14 protein-coding genes are annotated in these 16,232 nt (G+C 70.9%); 5 read left to right on the top strand and 9 right to left on the bottom strand.

Annotated features, from left to right (window positions below):
- Window positions 1-1,059: an energy-coupling factor ABC transporter permease gene (locus AB0C82_RS20420; protein ID WP_362843785.1), complete on the bottom strand. Its 1,059-nt coding sequence runs from the start codon at window positions 1,057-1,059 to the stop codon at window positions 1-3.
- Window positions 1,060-1,239: 180 nt separating this feature from the next.
- On the opposite strand from AB0C82_RS20420, the gene AB0C82_RS20415 reads away from it, so the two are divergent.
- Window positions 1,240-1,644: an SsgA family sporulation/cell division regulator gene (locus tag AB0C82_RS20415; protein ID WP_362843782.1), complete on the top strand. Its 405-nt coding sequence runs from the start codon at window positions 1,240-1,242 to the stop codon at window positions 1,642-1,644.
- 164 nt (window positions 1,645-1,808) lie between these two features.
- Here AB0C82_RS20415 and AB0C82_RS20410 read toward each other — a convergent pair whose 3' ends face one another.
- Both AB0C82_RS20410 and AB0C82_RS20405 read right to left on the bottom strand, forming a co-directional pair.
- A complete protein-coding gene (locus AB0C82_RS20410) occupies window positions 1,809-4,046 on the bottom strand; it encodes an MMPL family transporter (RefSeq protein WP_362843779.1) in 2,238 nt (745 codons plus the stop codon).
- 120 nt (window positions 4,047-4,166) lie between these two features.
- Window positions 4,167-4,739 carry a TetR/AcrR family transcriptional regulator gene (locus tag AB0C82_RS20405; protein WP_362843776.1) on the bottom strand — a complete coding sequence of 191 codons (573 nt, stop codon included), beginning with the start codon at window positions 4,737-4,739 and terminating at the stop codon, window positions 4,167-4,169.
- Between the two features lie 182 nt (window positions 4,740-4,921).
- Between AB0C82_RS20405 and AB0C82_RS20400 the strand changes: the two genes are divergently transcribed.
- Window positions 4,922-8,308, top strand: a complete 3,387-nt coding sequence (locus tag AB0C82_RS20400; protein WP_362843773.1) for a S41 family peptidase — start codon at window positions 4,922-4,924, stop codon at window positions 8,306-8,308.
- A 279-nt stretch (window positions 8,309-8,587) separates the two neighbouring features.
- Here AB0C82_RS20400 and AB0C82_RS20395 read toward each other — a convergent pair whose 3' ends face one another.
- The 4 genes from AB0C82_RS20395 to AB0C82_RS20380 all read right to left on the bottom strand — a co-directional run bounded on the left by AB0C82_RS20395 (window position 8,588) and on the right by AB0C82_RS20380 (window position 12,207).
- A complete protein-coding gene (locus tag AB0C82_RS20395) occupies window positions 8,588-8,782 on the bottom strand; it encodes a hypothetical protein (protein ID WP_362843771.1) in 195 nt (64 codons plus the stop codon).
- Window positions 8,783-8,873: 91 nt separating this feature from the next.
- A complete protein-coding gene (locus AB0C82_RS20390) occupies window positions 8,874-9,758 on the bottom strand; it encodes an SDR family oxidoreductase (protein WP_362843768.1) in 885 nt (294 codons plus the stop codon).
- Entirely contained in the window at window positions 9,755-10,684 is a 930-nt protein-coding gene (locus AB0C82_RS20385; protein WP_362843766.1) for an alpha/beta fold hydrolase, read from the bottom strand. Before AB0C82_RS20385 ends, AB0C82_RS20390 begins: the two co-directional genes overlap by 4 nt.
- Window positions 10,681-12,207: an NAD(P)/FAD-dependent oxidoreductase gene (locus AB0C82_RS20380; RefSeq protein ID WP_362843764.1), complete on the bottom strand. Its 1,527-nt coding sequence runs from the start codon at window positions 12,205-12,207 to the stop codon at window positions 10,681-10,683. Before AB0C82_RS20380 ends, AB0C82_RS20385 begins: the two co-directional genes overlap by 4 nt.
- 168 nt (window positions 12,208-12,375) lie before the next feature.
- Between AB0C82_RS20380 and AB0C82_RS20375 the strand changes: the two genes are divergently transcribed.
- Complete coding sequence (locus AB0C82_RS20375) at window positions 12,376-13,020, top strand: MerR family transcriptional regulator (protein WP_362844221.1); 645 nt, start codon at window positions 12,376-12,378, stop codon at window positions 13,018-13,020.
- Window positions 13,021-13,050: 30 nt separating this feature from the next.
- Here the strand turns inward: AB0C82_RS20375 and AB0C82_RS20370 are convergent, their stop codons facing one another.
- Window positions 13,051-13,866, bottom strand: coding sequence for an exodeoxyribonuclease III (locus AB0C82_RS20370; RefSeq protein ID WP_362843761.1), 816 nt, complete (start codon window positions 13,864-13,866; stop codon window positions 13,051-13,053).
- Between the two features lie 49 nt (window positions 13,867-13,915).
- Here AB0C82_RS20370 and AB0C82_RS20365 point away from each other — a divergent pair, with 49 nt between their 5' ends.
- The gene (locus AB0C82_RS20365) at window positions 13,916-14,401 is read left to right on the top strand and encodes a GNAT family N-acetyltransferase (protein ID WP_362843759.1); all 486 of its coding nucleotides are present in this window, start codon (window positions 13,916-13,918) and stop codon (window positions 14,399-14,401) included.
- 44 nt (window positions 14,402-14,445) lie between these two features.
- Here the strand turns inward: AB0C82_RS20365 and AB0C82_RS20360 are convergent, their stop codons facing one another.
- Window positions 14,446-15,246 (bottom strand): alpha/beta fold hydrolase, encoded by an 801-nt coding sequence (locus AB0C82_RS20360; protein ID WP_362843756.1) that lies wholly within the window; start codon window positions 15,244-15,246, stop codon window positions 14,446-14,448.
- Window positions 15,247-15,565: 319 nt separating this feature from the next.
- Here AB0C82_RS20360 and AB0C82_RS20355 point away from each other — a divergent pair, with 319 nt between their 5' ends.
- The gene (locus AB0C82_RS20355; RefSeq protein WP_362843754.1) at window positions 15,566-16,174 is read left to right on the top strand and encodes a hypothetical protein; all 609 of its coding nucleotides are present in this window, start codon (window positions 15,566-15,568) and stop codon (window positions 16,172-16,174) included.
- The last annotated feature ends 58 nt before the right edge of the window (window positions 16,175-16,232 follow it).

The following is a 16,232-nucleotide window of genomic DNA, read 5'->3' as shown; positions in this document are numbered from 1 at the left end:
TCAGACGGTCTCCGAGACCTGGGAGGCCGGCTCGTCCTGACGGCGGCGGCGGACCGCCCAGAAGACGCCGCTGCCGACGGCCACGGTGGCGCCGACCCCGATCACTCCGGCGAGGCCGCCGGAGAGGCGGGCGTCGGTGACGTCCTTGACGCCGTAGTCGGCGAGCGGGGAGTCCGCGGACGCGTGCTCCTCGACCTGGGTGTCGATGCCCTTGTCGGCGGCGACCTTCTCCAGGCCGTCGGGGCTGGCGGAGGCGTAGAAGGAGACGAAGCCCGCGAGGACGAACGCGGTGACCAGGCCGGTGGCCCAGACCCTCCGGGTGGATGAGCCCGCCTTGCGGGCGAGTGCCGGTGCGGGCGCGGTCACGGGGGCGTCGACCAGTTCGCCGCCGATACGGAGCTTGAGGGGGGCGGCGAGACCCCGGGCGCCGTGGACCAGGTCCGGGCGGACGGCGATCACGGCTCCGACCGTCATCGCGGTGATGACGGCTTCGCCGATGCCGATCAGCACGTGCACCCCGACCATCGCGGTGAGGACCTTGCCGATGGGGATGTCGGTGGTGCCGCCGACCGCGTAGATCAGTGTGAAGGCGCAGGCCGCGGCCGGTACGGAGACCAGCGCGGCGACGAACGCGGCGACGGTCGCGGACCGGCGGGTGCGCGGGAGTACGGCGGTCAGGCCACGGAACAGGAGGTACGCGACGACGGTCGTGACCACGCCCATCACCGTGATGTTCACGCCGAGGGCGGTGAGTCCGCCGTCGGCGAAGAGGATGCCCTGCATCAGCAGCACGACGGATATGCAGAGCACTCCGGTGTACGGGCCGACCAGGATCGCGGCCAGCGCTCCGCCCAGGAGATGGCCGCTGGTGCCGGCGCCGACCGGGAAGTTGAGCATCTGCACGGCGAAGATGAACGCCGCGACGAGCCCGGCCAGCGGGGCGGTGCGTTCGTCGAGTTCCTTCCGGGCGCCACGGAGGCTGACGGCGACCGCGCCTGCGGCGACGACTCCCGCAACGGCCGAGACGGGTGCATTGATGAATCCGTCGGGTACATGCATGGGAGGCTCCGCTTTCCTGCGTTCCCGGGGGCGGTGTCAGAACCCACCAAGGATAGAGCCTTGTTGCGCATTACTTGCAAGAGCGGGGGTGTCACACCTGCGTACAGCTTCGCCCAGGTGCTTCTGGCGCGAAATATGGGACATTAGATGACAGAACAGACAAACAGGAGGAGCCGGCCCATGTCCCCCGTGATCGAAGAACACGCACGAGCCCGGCTCATCACCGACGGCCCCCTCACCCGGCCCGTCCCGGTCGACCTGCGGTACGACCCCGACGACGCGTCCCCCACCGTCCATGTGTCCTTCGCCAGCGGAACGGACTGGGCCGTCGGCCGCGACCTCCTGGAGAGCGGACTCCGCTTCCCCATCGAGCGCGGCAACGTGCGGGTCTGGCCCTGCGGGCGCGCCCAGCTCATCGTGGAGCTGCACTCGGACGACGGCGTCGAGGTGTTCCAGATCGACAACGCGCCCCTCATCCGCTTCCTGCACCGGACGTACGAGGCGACGCCGTCCCGGAAACCGGCTCCGGTTTCGGCAGCGGAACCGGCGCCGACCGCGAAGAGGGCCACGACGAGCACGCCATGACCGAAGGCCCCGTACATCCTGCATACAATCGCCCACGCATGACGGAAGCCCCCGTGCCGCTCGCACGGGGGCTTCCTGTCGCCCCGGTCCCCCGTCCCCACAGGTAACCGGTGCTGCCGGGGGCCGCGCTCCGCTCACACGCGGCCCCCGGAGCTCTGTCCGGGTCAGACCCGGGTCAGCTCGCGCTCACCGCCCGCTTCGCCGGCCGAGGTGCCGGGAGCGTCGGTGAGCTCCTTGCGGAGTCCCTCGCCCTCGACGTCCACGTTGGGCAGGGCACGGTCCAGCCAGCGCGGCAGCCACCAGGCCCGCTTGCCGAGCAGGGCGAGTACGGCCGGCACGATCGCCATCCGCACCACGAAGGCGTCGAAGAAGACCGCGATGGCGAGCGAGAAGCCGATCATCTTGATCATCGACTCGCTGGAGCTGATGAAGCCGGAGAAGACGGCCATCATGATCACCGCAGCCGCCGTGACCACACGGGCCCCGTGCTTGAAGCCGGTGACGATCGCCTGGCCGGGCGACTCCCCGTGGACGTACGCCTCACGCATCCGCGTGACGAGGAAGACCTCGTAGTCCATGGCGAGGCCGAAGACCACGCCGACCATGAAGATCGGCATCATGCTCATGATCGGGCCGGTCTGTTCGACACCGAAGAGCGAGCCGAGCCAGCCCCACTGGAAGACCGCGACGACCGCGCCCAGGGCCGCGACGACCGAGAGCAGGAAGCCGAGGGCCGCCTTCAGGGGCACCAGGATCGAGCGGAAGACGAGCATCAGGAGCAGGAAGGCGAGGCCGACGACGAGCGCCAGGTAGGGCAGCAGCGCGTCGTTCATCTTCTGCGAGAAGTCGATGTTCATCGCGGTGGCGCCGGTGACCAGTACCTCGGCTCCGGTGTCCTTCTTGATGTCACCGCCCGAGTCGCGGATGGCGTGGACGAGCTCCTCGGTCTGAGCCGAGCTGGGCCGGTCCTGCGGGATGACGGTGATCGTCGCGGTGTCGCCGGCCTTGTTGAAGGCGGCCGGGGTGACGGCCACGACGTGCGGGATGGCCTCGATCTCTTCCGAGACGCGGCTGACGGCGGTCTTGCCGTCCGAGCTGTCCGCGGTGTCGACGACGACGAGCAGCGGTCCGTTGAAGCCGGGGCCGAAGCCGTCCGACAGCAGGTCGTACGCCTGGCGCTGCGTGGTGCTCCTGGGCTGCGAGCCCTCGTCGGGCAGGCCCATCTCCAGCGAGGCGGCCGGTACGGCGATGACGCCGAGACCGAGCACACCGACCAGCAGCACCCACACCGGCTTGCGCAGCACGAACCGCGCCCAGCGGGTGCCCATGTTCGGCTTCGGCTCCGCCTTGTCATCGGACTCGGCGAGGGCGTCGGCCGCCTTGCGCGCCTTGCGTCCCATGACCCGCTTGCCCGCGAAGCCCAGCAGTGCCGGGACGAGGGTGAGCGCGATGACGACGGCGATCGCGACCGTACCTGCGGCGGCGAAGCCCATCTTCGACAGCATCGGGATGTTCACGACGGCCAGGCCGGCGAGCGCGATGACGACGGTGAGGCCCGCGAAGACGACCGCGGAACCGGCCGTGCCGACCGCGCGTCCGGCGGCTTCCTCGGGTTCCCTGCCCTCGGCCAGTTCGGCGCGGTAGCGGGAGACGATGAACAGCGCGTAGTCGATGCCGACCGCGAGGCCGATCATCATCGCGAGGGTGGAGGTGGTCGAGCCGAGGTCCAGCACGTTCGCCAGGGCCGTGATCAGCGAGATGCCCACACCGACGCCGATGAGCGCGGTGATCAGGGGCAGACCGGCGGCGACCAGCGAGCCGAAGGTGATGACCAGCACCACGGCGGCGATGGCGACACCGACGATCTCACCGGCTCCGGTGTGCGGCATCACCTGGAGCGCGTCGCCGCCGACCTCCACGGTCATGCCGCTCTTCTCGGCGTGCGTACCGGCCTCTTCCAGGGCCTCCCGCGTCCCGTCGGTCAGCTCCATGGAGTTGACCTTGTACGAGACGGAGATGTACGCCGTGGAGCCGTCCTTGCTGACGGCGTTCGCCACGTACGGGTCGGCGACCGAGGCGACCTGGTCCGAGCCGGACTTCAGCTCGCCCACGATGTCCTTGACCTCGGCCTTGTTCGCCGCGGTGGTCACCTTCTCGCCCTCGGGGGCCTTGAAGACGACCCGGGCGGTGGCGCCGTCGGCGCTGCCTCCGGGGAAGCGCTGCTCCAGCAGGTCGAAGGCCTTCTGGGCCTCCGTACCCGGAATCGAGAAGGAACTCGAAGTGGCGGGCGATGCGGAGGCCGCGCCGAATCCGGCGAGCGCCAGCAGTGCCACCCAGACGAGGGCGACATAGCGGCGGCGCCGGAAGGCGAGCCGTCCGAGTTTGTAAAGGAAAGTGGCCACGGGGGCGTACTCCCGGTCAGGTCGTTGAGTGGAAAAGGGCGTGAGGAACCAGCCCGACGACGAGAGCGGCGTGTCAGGTAGGGCTACGGGGAGGGGGCCGTACGAAAGGGACTGGGGACGTCAGACGCCGAGGGCGGGGAGGACCACGGCGTCGAAGTAGTCACGGACATACGCCTGGTCGACTGCGCGGTCGTCGACCAGCTGCCGGGCGGCGAAAGCGCCGATCAGCATGTGCGGTACATATTTCAGCGCCGGATTGTCCGCGCGCAGTTCACCCCGGTCCACGGCCCGTTCGAGCAGCTTCTCGAGGCCGGTCATCTCCGGCTCGATCAGCAGTTCGCGCAGTGCCTGGTGCAGATCGGGATTGTCGTGGATGGCATATCCCAGACCCCGCATCAGTGCGGAGTCCTTCTCCATCTGACAGTCGTCGGTACGTTCGAGCGCGGCATGGAAGTCCCCGCGCAACGAACCGGTGTCGATCTCGGCGAGACTCACCGGCTTGTTGTGCCGCAGCGCGGTGACGACCAGCTTGGGCTTGCTCCCCCACTGGCGGTAGAGGGTGGCCTTGCTGGAGTGGGTGCGCTGGGCGACGGCGTCCATGGTCAGGGCGTCGTAGCCGACTTCGCGGAGCAGGTCGAGGACGGCGGCGTACAGCTCGCTCTCACGCTCGGGCGTGAGCCTGGTGCGCGCCATGTGTCGACCTCCCGTCCCTGCGTCCGTCGATCGTCCGGAGATCCGGGTGGATCACCAGTCCATCGAACGAAACCGTTTCGTACACCTGAACCGTACTCCTGCCCCTGAGCGAAACGAAATCGTTTCGCTTGTGTGCTGCACCACAAGTTGCCGCGCGTCCTGCGCACCGAAAGCATTGGGGGGTGAGTGACGACGTCGCGTATCTCCGGTTCCCGCACCTCCACCAGGACTTGCTGTGCTTCGCGGCAGAGGACGACCTGTGGGTCGCTCCCCTCGCCCCCGCGGGGCACCGGCCCGGCCGCGCCTGGCGCCTGACCGTCGACAGGACGCGGGTCGGTCATCCGCGCTTCTCGCCCGACGGCAGCCGCATCGCCTACACGACCTGGCGCACGCTCGACCCCGAGATCCATCTGGCCCCCGTCGACGGAGGGGCCGCCCGCAGACTGACGTACTGGGGCTCGACCGACGCCCGGGTCTGCGGCTGGAGTCCCGATCCCGGCGACTCCTCCCAGATCCTCGCCGTCTCCTCGCACAACCAGCCGTTCTCCTACTTCTCCTGGGCCTACAGCGTCCCCACCGACGGCAGCCCGGGCGGGAAGCTGCCCTGGGGCCCGGTCTCCGACATCGCGGTCGCCGACATCGACGGCGAGCGCCGCACCCTGCTCCTCACCGGCACGCCGCCGCACGAGCCGGCGGCGTGGAAGCGCTACCGGGGCGGGGCCATGGGGCGCCTGTGGCTGCACGGCGAACGGCTGCTGCCGGACATCGGCGGGCACCTGGACTCACCGATGATCGTCGGACGCCGCATCGCGTTCCTCTCCGACCACCAGGGCGTCGGGAACCTCTACTCGTGCGCGCTCGACGGCACCGATCTGCGCCGCCACACCGACCACGACGCGTTCTACGCCCGCAACGCCTCCAGCGACGGCCACCGCGTCGTCTACCAGTGCGCCGGTGAGATCTGGCTGGTCGACGACCTCGAAGCACCGGACGCCTCGCCGCGGAAGCTGGAGGTACGGCTCGGCGGCCCACGGACCGGGCGGCGCTCGTACCAGGTGCCCGCCGCGAGCAATGTCGACTCGCTGTCCGTCGACGAGACGGGCCGGGCGAGCGCCGTCGCCGTGCGCGGCAGCCTGTACTGGCTCACGCACCGCGACGGCCCCGCCCGCACGATCACCGACACCCCGGGGGTCCGGGTGCGGCTGCCGGAGATGCTCGGCAGCGGCGGCCAGGTCGCGTACGTCACGGACGCGGACGGCGACGACGCGATCGAGATCGCCTACCTGCCGCGGGCCAGCGGGGACCGCGCACCCCGGCTGCTCGCCCCGGGACAACTGGGCCGGGTCGAGGAGATGACCTCCGACCCGGAGGGCGAACGGCTCGCGATCGCCTCCAACGACGGCCGCCTGCTGCTCCTGGAGACGGCGGAGGCCGTGGCCGCCGAGGCGGTGGCCGCGGAGCCCGACGAGTCCGCCGGGGAGGAGGGCGGTACCGGGTCCACCAGGGCCGACCTGGTCCGGGCGCTGGAGGAGACCGGCGGGCCCGGGGGCGAGGTAACCGAGCTGATCCGCTCCACGAACGGCCCGGTCCGCGATCTGGCGTTCTCCCCCGACGGGCACTGGCTGACCTGGTCGCACCCGGGCGTGGGCCGGTCCCTGCGCCAGATCAAACTGGCGCGGATCACGGGCCCCGGCTCCCCCGTCATCGTCGACGTCACCAACGGCCGCTTCGAGGACGAGAACCCCGTCTTCACGGGCGACGGCCGCTACCTCGCCTTCCTCTCCTGGCGCGGCTTCGACCCGGTGTACGACGTCCACACCGGCGACCTCTCCTTCCCGCTGGGCTGCCGGCCGTATCTGGTCCCCCTGTCCTCGGCCACCCCGTCGCCGTTCGCCCTCCTGCCGGACGGCCGCCCGGCGGCGGGCGGACTCGACCCGGTGGACATCCCCGACGGGGGTACGGGCGAGGGGGCGGCGGTCACCGTCGAGTTCGAGGGCCTGGAGAGCCGCGTGACGCCGTTCCCGGTGTCGGCGTCGAAGTACTCGGCGCTGCGACCGGTCAGCGGCGGCGGACTCGTCTGGCTGCGCTGGCCGATCTCGGGCGCGCTGGGCGAGACGTTCGCCAACCCCGCGGACATGTCGGGACGCCCCACCCTTGAGCACTTCAACATCGCCAAGGCCCGCAAGACCGAACTCGTCGACCACCTCGACTGGTTCGCGGTCAGCGGGGACGCGAGCCGGCTGGTCGTCATGGACGAGGGCGAACTGCGGGCCGTTCCGGCGACCGAGGCCGGTGACAACGACTCGACGGTCTATCTGGATCTGCGCCGCATCCTGCACGAGGTCGACCCGCCCGCGGAATGGCGCCAGGCGTACGGGGAGGCGGGGCGGATCATCCGTTCCTACTTCTGGGAGCCGGACATGTGCGGCATCGACTGGCCGGCGGTGCTCGACCAGTACCGGCCGCTGGTCGAACGGGTCGCCTCCCCGGACGAGTTCGCCGACCTCCTGCGTGAGGTCCTGGGCGAACTCGGCACCTCGCACGCGTACGTCTCCCCGGCCCGCCGCAACGAGGGGCCGCCGCACTACCAGCGGGCGATCGGGCTGCTCGGCGCGAATCTGGTGTGTCGGGACGGCGAGTGGCTGGTCCAGCGCATCCTGCCCGGCGAGTCCTCGGACTCCAAGGCACGCTCGCCGCTCGCCGGCACGGGGATCAGGGAGGGTGCGGTCCTCACCCACGTCGACGGGCGGCCCGTCGATCCGGTGGCCGGCCCCTACCCGCTGCTGACGGCGGCGGGCAGCACGACGGTGGAGCTGACGTTCCGCCCGGCAGGGGGCGGACAGCCCCGCCGTATCGCGATCCTCCCGCTGATCGACGAGCGGCCGCTGCGGTACCAGGACTGGGTGGCCAAACGGCGTGACGTCGTACGGGAGTTGAGCGGCGGCAAGTGCGGCTATCTGCACATCCCGGACATGGGCGGCTCGGGGTGGGCGCAGTTCAACCGCGATCTGCGGCTGGAGGTCTCGCGTCCGGCGCTGATCGTGGACGTACGGGGGAACGCGGGCGGCCACATCAGTGAGCTGGTCGTGGAGAAGCTCACCCGCAGGATCCTGGGCTGGGACCTGACACGGAACGCCCAGGCGGTCTCGTACGCGTCCAACGCGCCGAGGGGGCCGGTGGTGGCCCTGGCCGACGAGGCGACGTCCTCCGACGGCGACATGATCACCGCCGCGTTCCGGCTGCTGAAGCTGGGACCCGTGGTGGGGCAGCGGACGTGGGGCGGGGTGGTGGGGATGACGGGACGCCACCGACTGGGTGACGGCACGGTGATCACGGTGCCGATGAACGCGGCATGGTTCGACACGTACGGCTGGACGGTGGAGAACCACGGCGTGGAACCAGACCTGGAGGCGCTGCGCACCCCGCTGGACTGGGCGGAGGGCCGGCACGCGGTGCTGGACGACGCGGTGCGGGTGGCGTTGAGCCTGCTGTCGAAACACCCGGCGTCGACGCCGCCGACGTATGCGACGGCCCCGGTACTGCGCCGCCCCCCACTGCCGCCGCGATAGGGCCCGGGGGGGCCGTCCCCCGGCTCCCCGCGCCCGGTTTCCCGCACCCCCCCGGGCTCCGCCCCGGACCCCGCTCCTCAATCGCCGGAGGGGCTGAATTCCCAGGCACCCACCCGGCCGAGCCCGCCCGGCGATTGAGGGCATCCTGAACGCCGGCCCGCGCACTCCGCCCCTCAACCCCCCACCGCACGCGAAAGGGCGCACCCGGTAAGCCGGGTGCGCCCCTTGCAAGCGCGGGCGCGCGGACGCGCAAGCGCGCAGGTCAGGCTGCCGCAGACGTCAACGGTCGAAGCGCTCGCGAGCGTCGTCCGTCATGTCCTGGGCGCGGTCGCGAAGCCCGGACTGCTCCGGACGACGTTCCGACTGCTCGGACGAACGCTGGCGCGCCTCGCCCTTCTTGTCGCCCATCTTCTTCTGCTTGGCCTGGTCGGCAAGCTCCTGCGCCTTGTCCTTGAACTGGTCGGCGATGCCCATGCTGTTCACTCCTATGTGGGATGCGTGGGGGTGGCCCCGATGGCCGGGGCCTCGACCAGATTCACACGCCAGGACATTTCGCGCATTTCGATCAACTACGCTGCGTGCGCGCCTCCTGGTCGGCCGCACCCCCGGCCCCCACCAGACCCGTGCCGACGCCCGACAGGCGGTCCCCGAACCGCGCCATCTCACGCTGTCCGACGATCCCGATGACCGTGGGCAGATAGCCGCGTATCGACTGCATCCCCCGCAGCCACCACTGCGCGTACACGTGCGAGGAACGCCGCTCGATGCCCGCCACGATCCGGTCCACGGCCGGGCCGAGCGGATACGTGCGGTTCGACGGCCACGGCAGCCGCTGCCGCAGCTCCCGCATCACGTCGTCCTCGTCCGCGCCCCGCACCATGTCCGTGTCCGTCCAGGACAGATACCCGACCCCGACCCGTACGCCCCGGTAGCCGACCTCGGCCCGCAGGCTGTGCGCGAACGCCTCGACGCCCGACTTCGACGCGCAGTACGCCGTCATCATCGGCGCCGGAGTGATCGCGGCCAGCGACGCGATCTGGAGGAAGTACCCCCGGCTCTCCATGAGCACCGGCAGGAACGCCCGCCCGGTCACCGCCCCGCCGATCAGGTTGACCTCGATGACCCGCCGCCACGCGTCCGGGTCCGAGTCCACGAACGGCCCACCGGCGGCGACGCCCGCGTTCGCGACGACCACGTCGACCTTGCCGAACCGCTGCTTGACCTCCTCCGCGACCCGGGCCATCGCCACATGGTCGGTGACGTCCGCGTGCCAGAAGTCGCTCTCCCCGTGCAGCCGCTCGGAGACCTGCTTCAGCTCGTCCGGCTCCAGACCGACCAGCGCCAGCGTCGCACCGCGCGCCGACAGCTTGCGGGCCAGCAGTTCACCCACGCCGCGCGCCGCGCCGGTGACGACGACGACCTGCCCCTCAAGATTCCGCTTGTTGCTCATGCGACCTCCTCCTTGCCCGTGGCGGCCACCGCGACGTACTCGGTCACCAGTTCGCGGATCTTCGCCGTGACGACCTCCGGTGCTTCGACCGGTGTCATGTGACCCATGCCCGTCAGCTCGGTCAGTCCCAGGCTCTGCGGCAGCGCCGCGACGATGGCACGCGCGTGCACGGGCGGCGTCAGCCGGTCCTCCGTACCCGCGATCACCGCGGTCGGCACCCGCAACTCCCCCACACCGGCGTCCAGATCGAGGTCGGCGAGCACGTTCCCCCAGGCCACCCGCACCCGTCGCGGGCACGCGTGCACGATGCGGGCGCAGGCGTCGACCCGCTCCGGCGCCGAACCGGCTCCCATCGTCGCGTACTTGAGGATCCTCCTGGACAGCGGCGTCACCGGCCCGAGCGGCGCCCTCGCGCCGAGGACCGAGCGGGTGATGCGGGACCGGATCGCGCCCGCCTTCAGCGGGATGACCAGCGACTCGGCGAGCAGCCGTGAACTGCCGGTGCTGCACAGCAGGACCGCGGCCGCGTGCTCCCGCAGCCCGGCCCGCCGCGAGGCGGCCATCAGTGTCATCCCGCCCATGGAGTGCCCGGCGAGCACCGCCTTCTCCCCCGGTGCGAGCGTGGCGGCCAGGACGGCCTCCAGGTCGTCGGCGAGGGCGTTCGTGCTGTAGCCGGCGACACCGGGCTCGGGCGACATCCCGTGTCCGCGCTGGTCGTAGGCGATGACCCGGTGGTCGACGGCGAGGTCCCGGATCTGCGCGGCCCAGAAATGGGTGTCGCAGGTCCAGCCGTGCGCGAGCACGACGGCGGGGGCGCCCTCGGGCCCGTGCAGTTCGACGTGGATGCGCGAGCCGTCGGCCGAGGCCACGGTCAGTTCGCGTGCGGGTACGGGGGGCGCGTCCTCGCGCCGCGGCAGCCTGCTCATGCGACGGCCTCCTCGGCCGGCGCCTTGCCGCCGTCGGCGGCTCCGGACTTCCGTACCCGGATCACCTCGTACTCCGCGAGGTCGACGGACCGCGTCGCCCTGCGGAACTCGGCCGTCGTGCCCGGCCAGACCGTGGTGTTGCGCCCCTCTGAGTCGAGGTACCAGCTGGTGCATCCACCGGTGTTCCACACGGTGCGCTTCATGCGCTCCTGGACCCGGTGGTTCCACGCCGTCACCGCCGACTGCCGCGCACCGAGCGCGGCGCGCCCGCCGAGGACGTCCAGCTGGCGCAGGTAGTCCGCCATGTAGTTCAGCTGGGACTCGATCATGAGGATCATGGAGGAGTTACCGAGGCCGGTGTTGGGCCCGATGATCGTCATCCAGTTCGGGAAGCCGACCGCGGTCGCGCCGCGCAGCGCCTCCATGCCTCCCTTCCAGTGCTCGGCGAGCGTGGTGCCGTCCGCGCCGACGACCCGTTCGGCGATGGGCATGTCCGTGACGTGGAATCCGGTACCGAAGATGATCGCGTCGACCTCGGTCTCCGTACCGTCGGCGGCGACGACCGTGGAGCCGCGCACCTCGGTGAGCCCGGAGGCGACGACGTCCACGTTGGGCTGGGCGAGCGCCGGGTAGTAGGCGCTGGACAGCAGGATGCGCTTGCACCCGATGCGGTACGAGGGTGTCAGTTTGGCCCGCAGCGCCGGGTCCTTGATCGACCGGGCGATGTTGGCCTTGGCGACCGACTCCACGAGGCCGAGCTGGTTCGGGTGCTTGGTGAAGGCGCTGACCTGCAACTCCCTGATGCCCCAGAGCAGTCCGCGACGCGCGGTGCCGGTCAGCGGCAGGGTGCGGTGCAGCCACTTCTCGGCGCCGCTGATGGCGCGGTCCATGCGGGGCATGACCCACGGCGGGGTGCGCTGGAAGAGCGTCACCTTCGCGGCCGTGGGCTGGATGGCCGGGACGATCTGGATGGCGGAGGCACCCGTACCGATCATGGCGACGCGCTTGCCGGTCAGGTCGTAGTCGTGGTCCCAGCGTGCCGAGTGGAAGACCTTGCCGGGGAAATCGGCGAGCCCGGGAATGTCGGGCGTCTTCGGGTCGGAGAGCGGACCGGTGGCGGAGACGACGGCGTCGGCCGTGAGGACGGCCCCGTTGGCGCACTCGATGCGCCAGTGCAGCTCCTCGTTGTCCCAGCGCATCACGGTCACTTCGTGGTTGAGCCTGAGGTGGGGGCGCAGCCCGAAGGTGTCGGCGACGTGTTCCAGGTAGGCCCGGATGTGCTCCTGCCCCGAAAAGGTGCGCGGCCACTCGGGGTTGGGAGCGAACGAGAAGGAGTAGAGGTGGGACGGCACGTCACAGGCGCAGCCCGGATAGCTGTTGTCGCGCCAGGTGCCGCCGACCGACCCGGCCCGTTCCAGGACGACGAAATCGGTGGTGCCTTCGCGGCGCAGCCGGACAGCGGCACCGAGGCCCCCGAAACCGGATCCGATCACCGCCACTCGTACATGCTCGTGCTGGGCCATGCTGCCGCCTCCCGCGGTACGTCACACGACTCTGCCAGCAATCACTGGCATTGTTGGGAGACTAGAGCAGCACCGTACTGATGGGTAGGGGTCGGACAAAGGAAAGTTACCGGCGGTACAACATAGGGTGCCCCTGTGGCAGAAGGACGCGAGCACCGTGAGTACCGCATGGAGGAACTGGCCAAGGAGGCCGGCATCTCCGTACGGACCCTGCGCTTCTACCGGGAGCGCGGACTCATCCCACCGCCGCGCCGCGAAGGCCGTATCGCCTGGTACGACGACCACCACCTGGCCCGCCTGCGCACGGTGACGGGCCTCCTGGAACGCGGCCACACCCTCAACGGCATCGCCGACCTCGCCGCCACCTTCGACAGCGGCCGCGACGTGGCCGAGGTGCTCGGCCTGGGCGAACCGACCGAGGAGACCCCGGTCCGCCTCAGCCCCGAGCAGCTCGCCGACTACTTCGAGGGCGAGGCCACCCCCGAGAACCTCGCCGCCGCGCTCGACCTCGGCTACCTCGCCGTCGACGGCGAGGAGATCGTGCACATCAGCCGCAGGCTCCTGGACGTCTCGGCGGAGCTCGTGCGGGAAGGGGTCCCGCTCGCCACGGTGCTTGCCGCGGGCCGCCGCGTCCGCGAACACGCCGACGCCCTCGCCGAGCTCTTCGTGGAGGTCCTGCGCACCCACTCCACCGAGCAGGAGCCGCCCCAGCTCCGCCCCCTGGCCCGGGCCGTGGTGGACGCGGAGCTCTCGATGGCCTTCGACCGGGCGCTGCGCCGCGACGAGAGCGCGCGCAACCCCAAGGCGGAGTGAGCGCTCGGCACACCGGCGAACCGGCCGGGCCTACCGCTCGTACGTGACCGTCACCGGCGCATGGTCGCTCCACCGCTCCCCATGCGTGGCAGCGCGCTCGACCCACGCCTTGACCGCCCGTCCGGCCAGCCCGGGAGTCGCCACCTGGTAGTCGATGCGCCATCCCGCGTCGTTGTCGAAGGCCCGCCCGCGGTAGGACCACCAGGTATAAGGACCCTCGACGTCCGGGTGCAGCGCGCGCATCACGTCGACGTACCGCGCCTCGTCGAAGACCCGGGTCATCCAGGCGCGCTCCTCCGGGAGGAATCCGGAGCTCTTCCTGTTGGCCTTCCAGTTCTTCAGGTCGGCCTCCTGATGCGCGATGTTCCAGTCGCCGCAGACGACGACCTCACGTCCCTCGGCTGCCGACCGCCCCTTGAGCCCCTCCAGATACGGGAGGAACGCGGCCATGAACCGCTCCTTCTCGTCCTGCCGCTCCGTACCGACCTCGCCTGAGGGCAGGTACAGGCTCGCGACCGTGACGCCGGGCAGGTCGACCTCGACGTACCGGCCGCTCGCGTCGAACTCCGCGCCCTCGCTGCCGCCGAAGCCGCCGAAGCCGATCTGCACACGCTCCGGCGCGTGCCGCGTATAGAGGGACACGCCGGCCCGCCCCTTGGCGGTGGCAGGCGCGTGGACGGTGTGCCAGCCCCCGGGCTCCCGCACCTCGGCGGGGAGCTGCTGCGGCTCGGCCCGGACCTCCTGGAGGCAGATCACGTCCGCCTCGGTTCCGGCCAGCCACTCGACGAAGCCCTTTTTCGCGGCGGCACGGAGGCCGTTTACATTTACGGAGGTAACGGTGAGCATCGAAGAACAATAGCGACCGACCGCTTCGCATACATGTACCATCATCCGTATGAATATCCAGCCGCGGCCTTTCGATCACCCTGACGCCGTGAAACTCAACGACCAGGTCCAGCTCGAATACGTCGAGCGCTACGGGGACGGGGGCGATGTCACGCCCCTGGACGCGACGATGTTCGATCCGCCGCGCGGGCTGTACCTGCTCGCGTACGACGAGGCGGACCAGCCGGTCGCCACCGGCGGCTGGCGCTCCCAGGAGCGGAACGCCGAGGGCTACTCCGACGGCGACGCCGAGATCAAGCGGATGTTCGTGATCCCCGAGGGCCGCGGGCGCGGCCTGGCGCGCCGCATCCTCGCCGCACTGGAGGCCGACGCGCGCGCCGCGGGCCGTACGCGCATGGTCCTGGAGACCGGCGACCAGCAGCCCGAGGCGATCGCCCTGTACACCTCCAGCGGTTACACGCCCTGCTCGAAGTTCGGCCACTACCGGACGTACAAGAGCAGCATCTGCATGGCCAAGCCGCTCCAGCAGCCGTAGCCCTGAGCAGTCCGGGCCGAGCCTGCGGCCTCGGCCCGTGCCGCTCAGACACAGGCGAGGAAGCCGAGCAGCGCGGCGTTGAACCGTTCCGGCTGCTCCAGGTTGGGCAGATGTCCGGCCCGCTCGACGACGGCCAGCCCCGACCCCGGGATAAGCCCGTGCGTCACCCGGGCGTCCTCGACCGGCGTGTAGCTGTCGTCCGCGCCGACCACGACGAGCACCGGCACCTCGGCCCCGGCGAGCGACTCCCGGTAGTCGGGACGCTCGGCACGGCCGCGCAGGGCGGCTGCGGCCCCCTCGGGCTCGGTCCCGCGCATCATGCCGAGGACCTGGGCGGCGACGTCCGGCAGCTCCGTGACGTTGTACGGGGCCAGCATCCTGCCGATCACCTCGTCCGCGTACCCGCCCATCCCCTCGGCGAGAAGCCGGTCCGCCATGCCGTTGCGGAAGATCCTGCCCTCCTCGGTCTCGGCGACCGGCGAGGTGTCGGCGAGTACGAGACCGGCCACGCGCGCCGCGTACCCGCGATGGAACTCCATGGCGATCTGCCCGCCCATGGACAGCCCGCAGACCACCGCCCGCCCCACCCCAAGGTGGTCGAGGAGCGCGGCGAGGTCGTCCGCGAAGTCCGACAGGAGAGTGCGCCCCGGCACGACGCCGCTGGCGCCGTAGCCGCGCAGATCAGGGGCGACGACCCGGAAACCGGCCCGCACGAGCACCTCGGTCTGCGGCCGCCACATGGTCCGGTCGAACGGATGCCCGTGCACGAGGACGACGGGCAGCCCACCGGAAGGCCCCAGGTCGTCGTACGCCGTGACAAAGCCCTGCCGCGTCGTGAACTCCATACCGCCCCGATCCCCTTCGCTCGCCACACCCCTGCCCTTCCGCCCCCGAGCAGACAACGCCGGTACCGGCGTCGGGAAGCGGCGGCGAGGGACGCGGTGCAGGGCGCGAGCACGGCCGTCACCGCACGCCCCCGCATGATCGAATGATAGGCCCGCGGCCCAGTGGTGAACATGCCGCACATGCGCGGGAGTTGCCGCCTCTCCGCGTTCCGCCACGGCAAGGTCCACCGCCCGGCAGCGGTCACGGCGCGGCTACTCACCCGCATCTGAGCAGCTGCGCCCACGCGCGGGAGGCACCCGCTCTCCTAACGTCCGGACCATGACATCCCTCCACGTCCGGCCCTCGCCGCAGGCCCGCCCCCTTCGCGCCCTCCTTCGGCTCACCGGCACCCTGCTCGCCGTGGCAGGCATCGCAGCCTGCGTCTGGCTGTGGAACGGCTCGCCCTACCCGAGGACCGACCCCGACCGGGTCGCCATCCGCCTCAAGGAGGAAGCCGGGCGCGTGTACGACGAGGTGGCCCTCCCCGGCACCGCCGAAGCGGTGTCCGGCCGCGTGGACACGGGCGTGTGCTACTACCGCGGGCTCCGGTCCGTCGCCCACATCGACGAGGGCCGCCCGGACGTACGCAGCTTCGGCCTCGAATGGCGGGTCACGAACATTCCACCGGCCACCGCCCGCACCAGCCAGCAGCGGGTACGCCTACGCCTGGAGCGGGAAGGCTGGCGCCTCACCCACGAGAACATCTCCGACCTCGGCTTCCGCTTCGAGCACCCGGACAGCGCCTACCAGGTCGGCGTGGACTGGTACGAGCCGACCGGAACGTTCGCCGTGAACGTCTACGCCCCCTGCGGCAAGCTCCCGGCCGGCTTCGACGAGTACGACTGGCCGGAATCCCGCTGGAGCCCCGGAGAACGAAGCACGGAGTGAGTTGAACACGTTCAACAATGCTGGCAGGATACCGGTCGCAGGCTCGCCGACGTGTCGA

The sequence above is a fragment of the Streptomyces sp. NPDC048560 genome (assembly GCF_040650955.1).
Taxonomy (GTDB): domain Bacteria; phylum Actinomycetota; class Actinomycetes; order Streptomycetales; family Streptomycetaceae; genus Streptomyces.
Note: the sequence above shows the minus strand (reverse complement) of the source record. Positions and strands in the feature narration are given on the sequence as shown.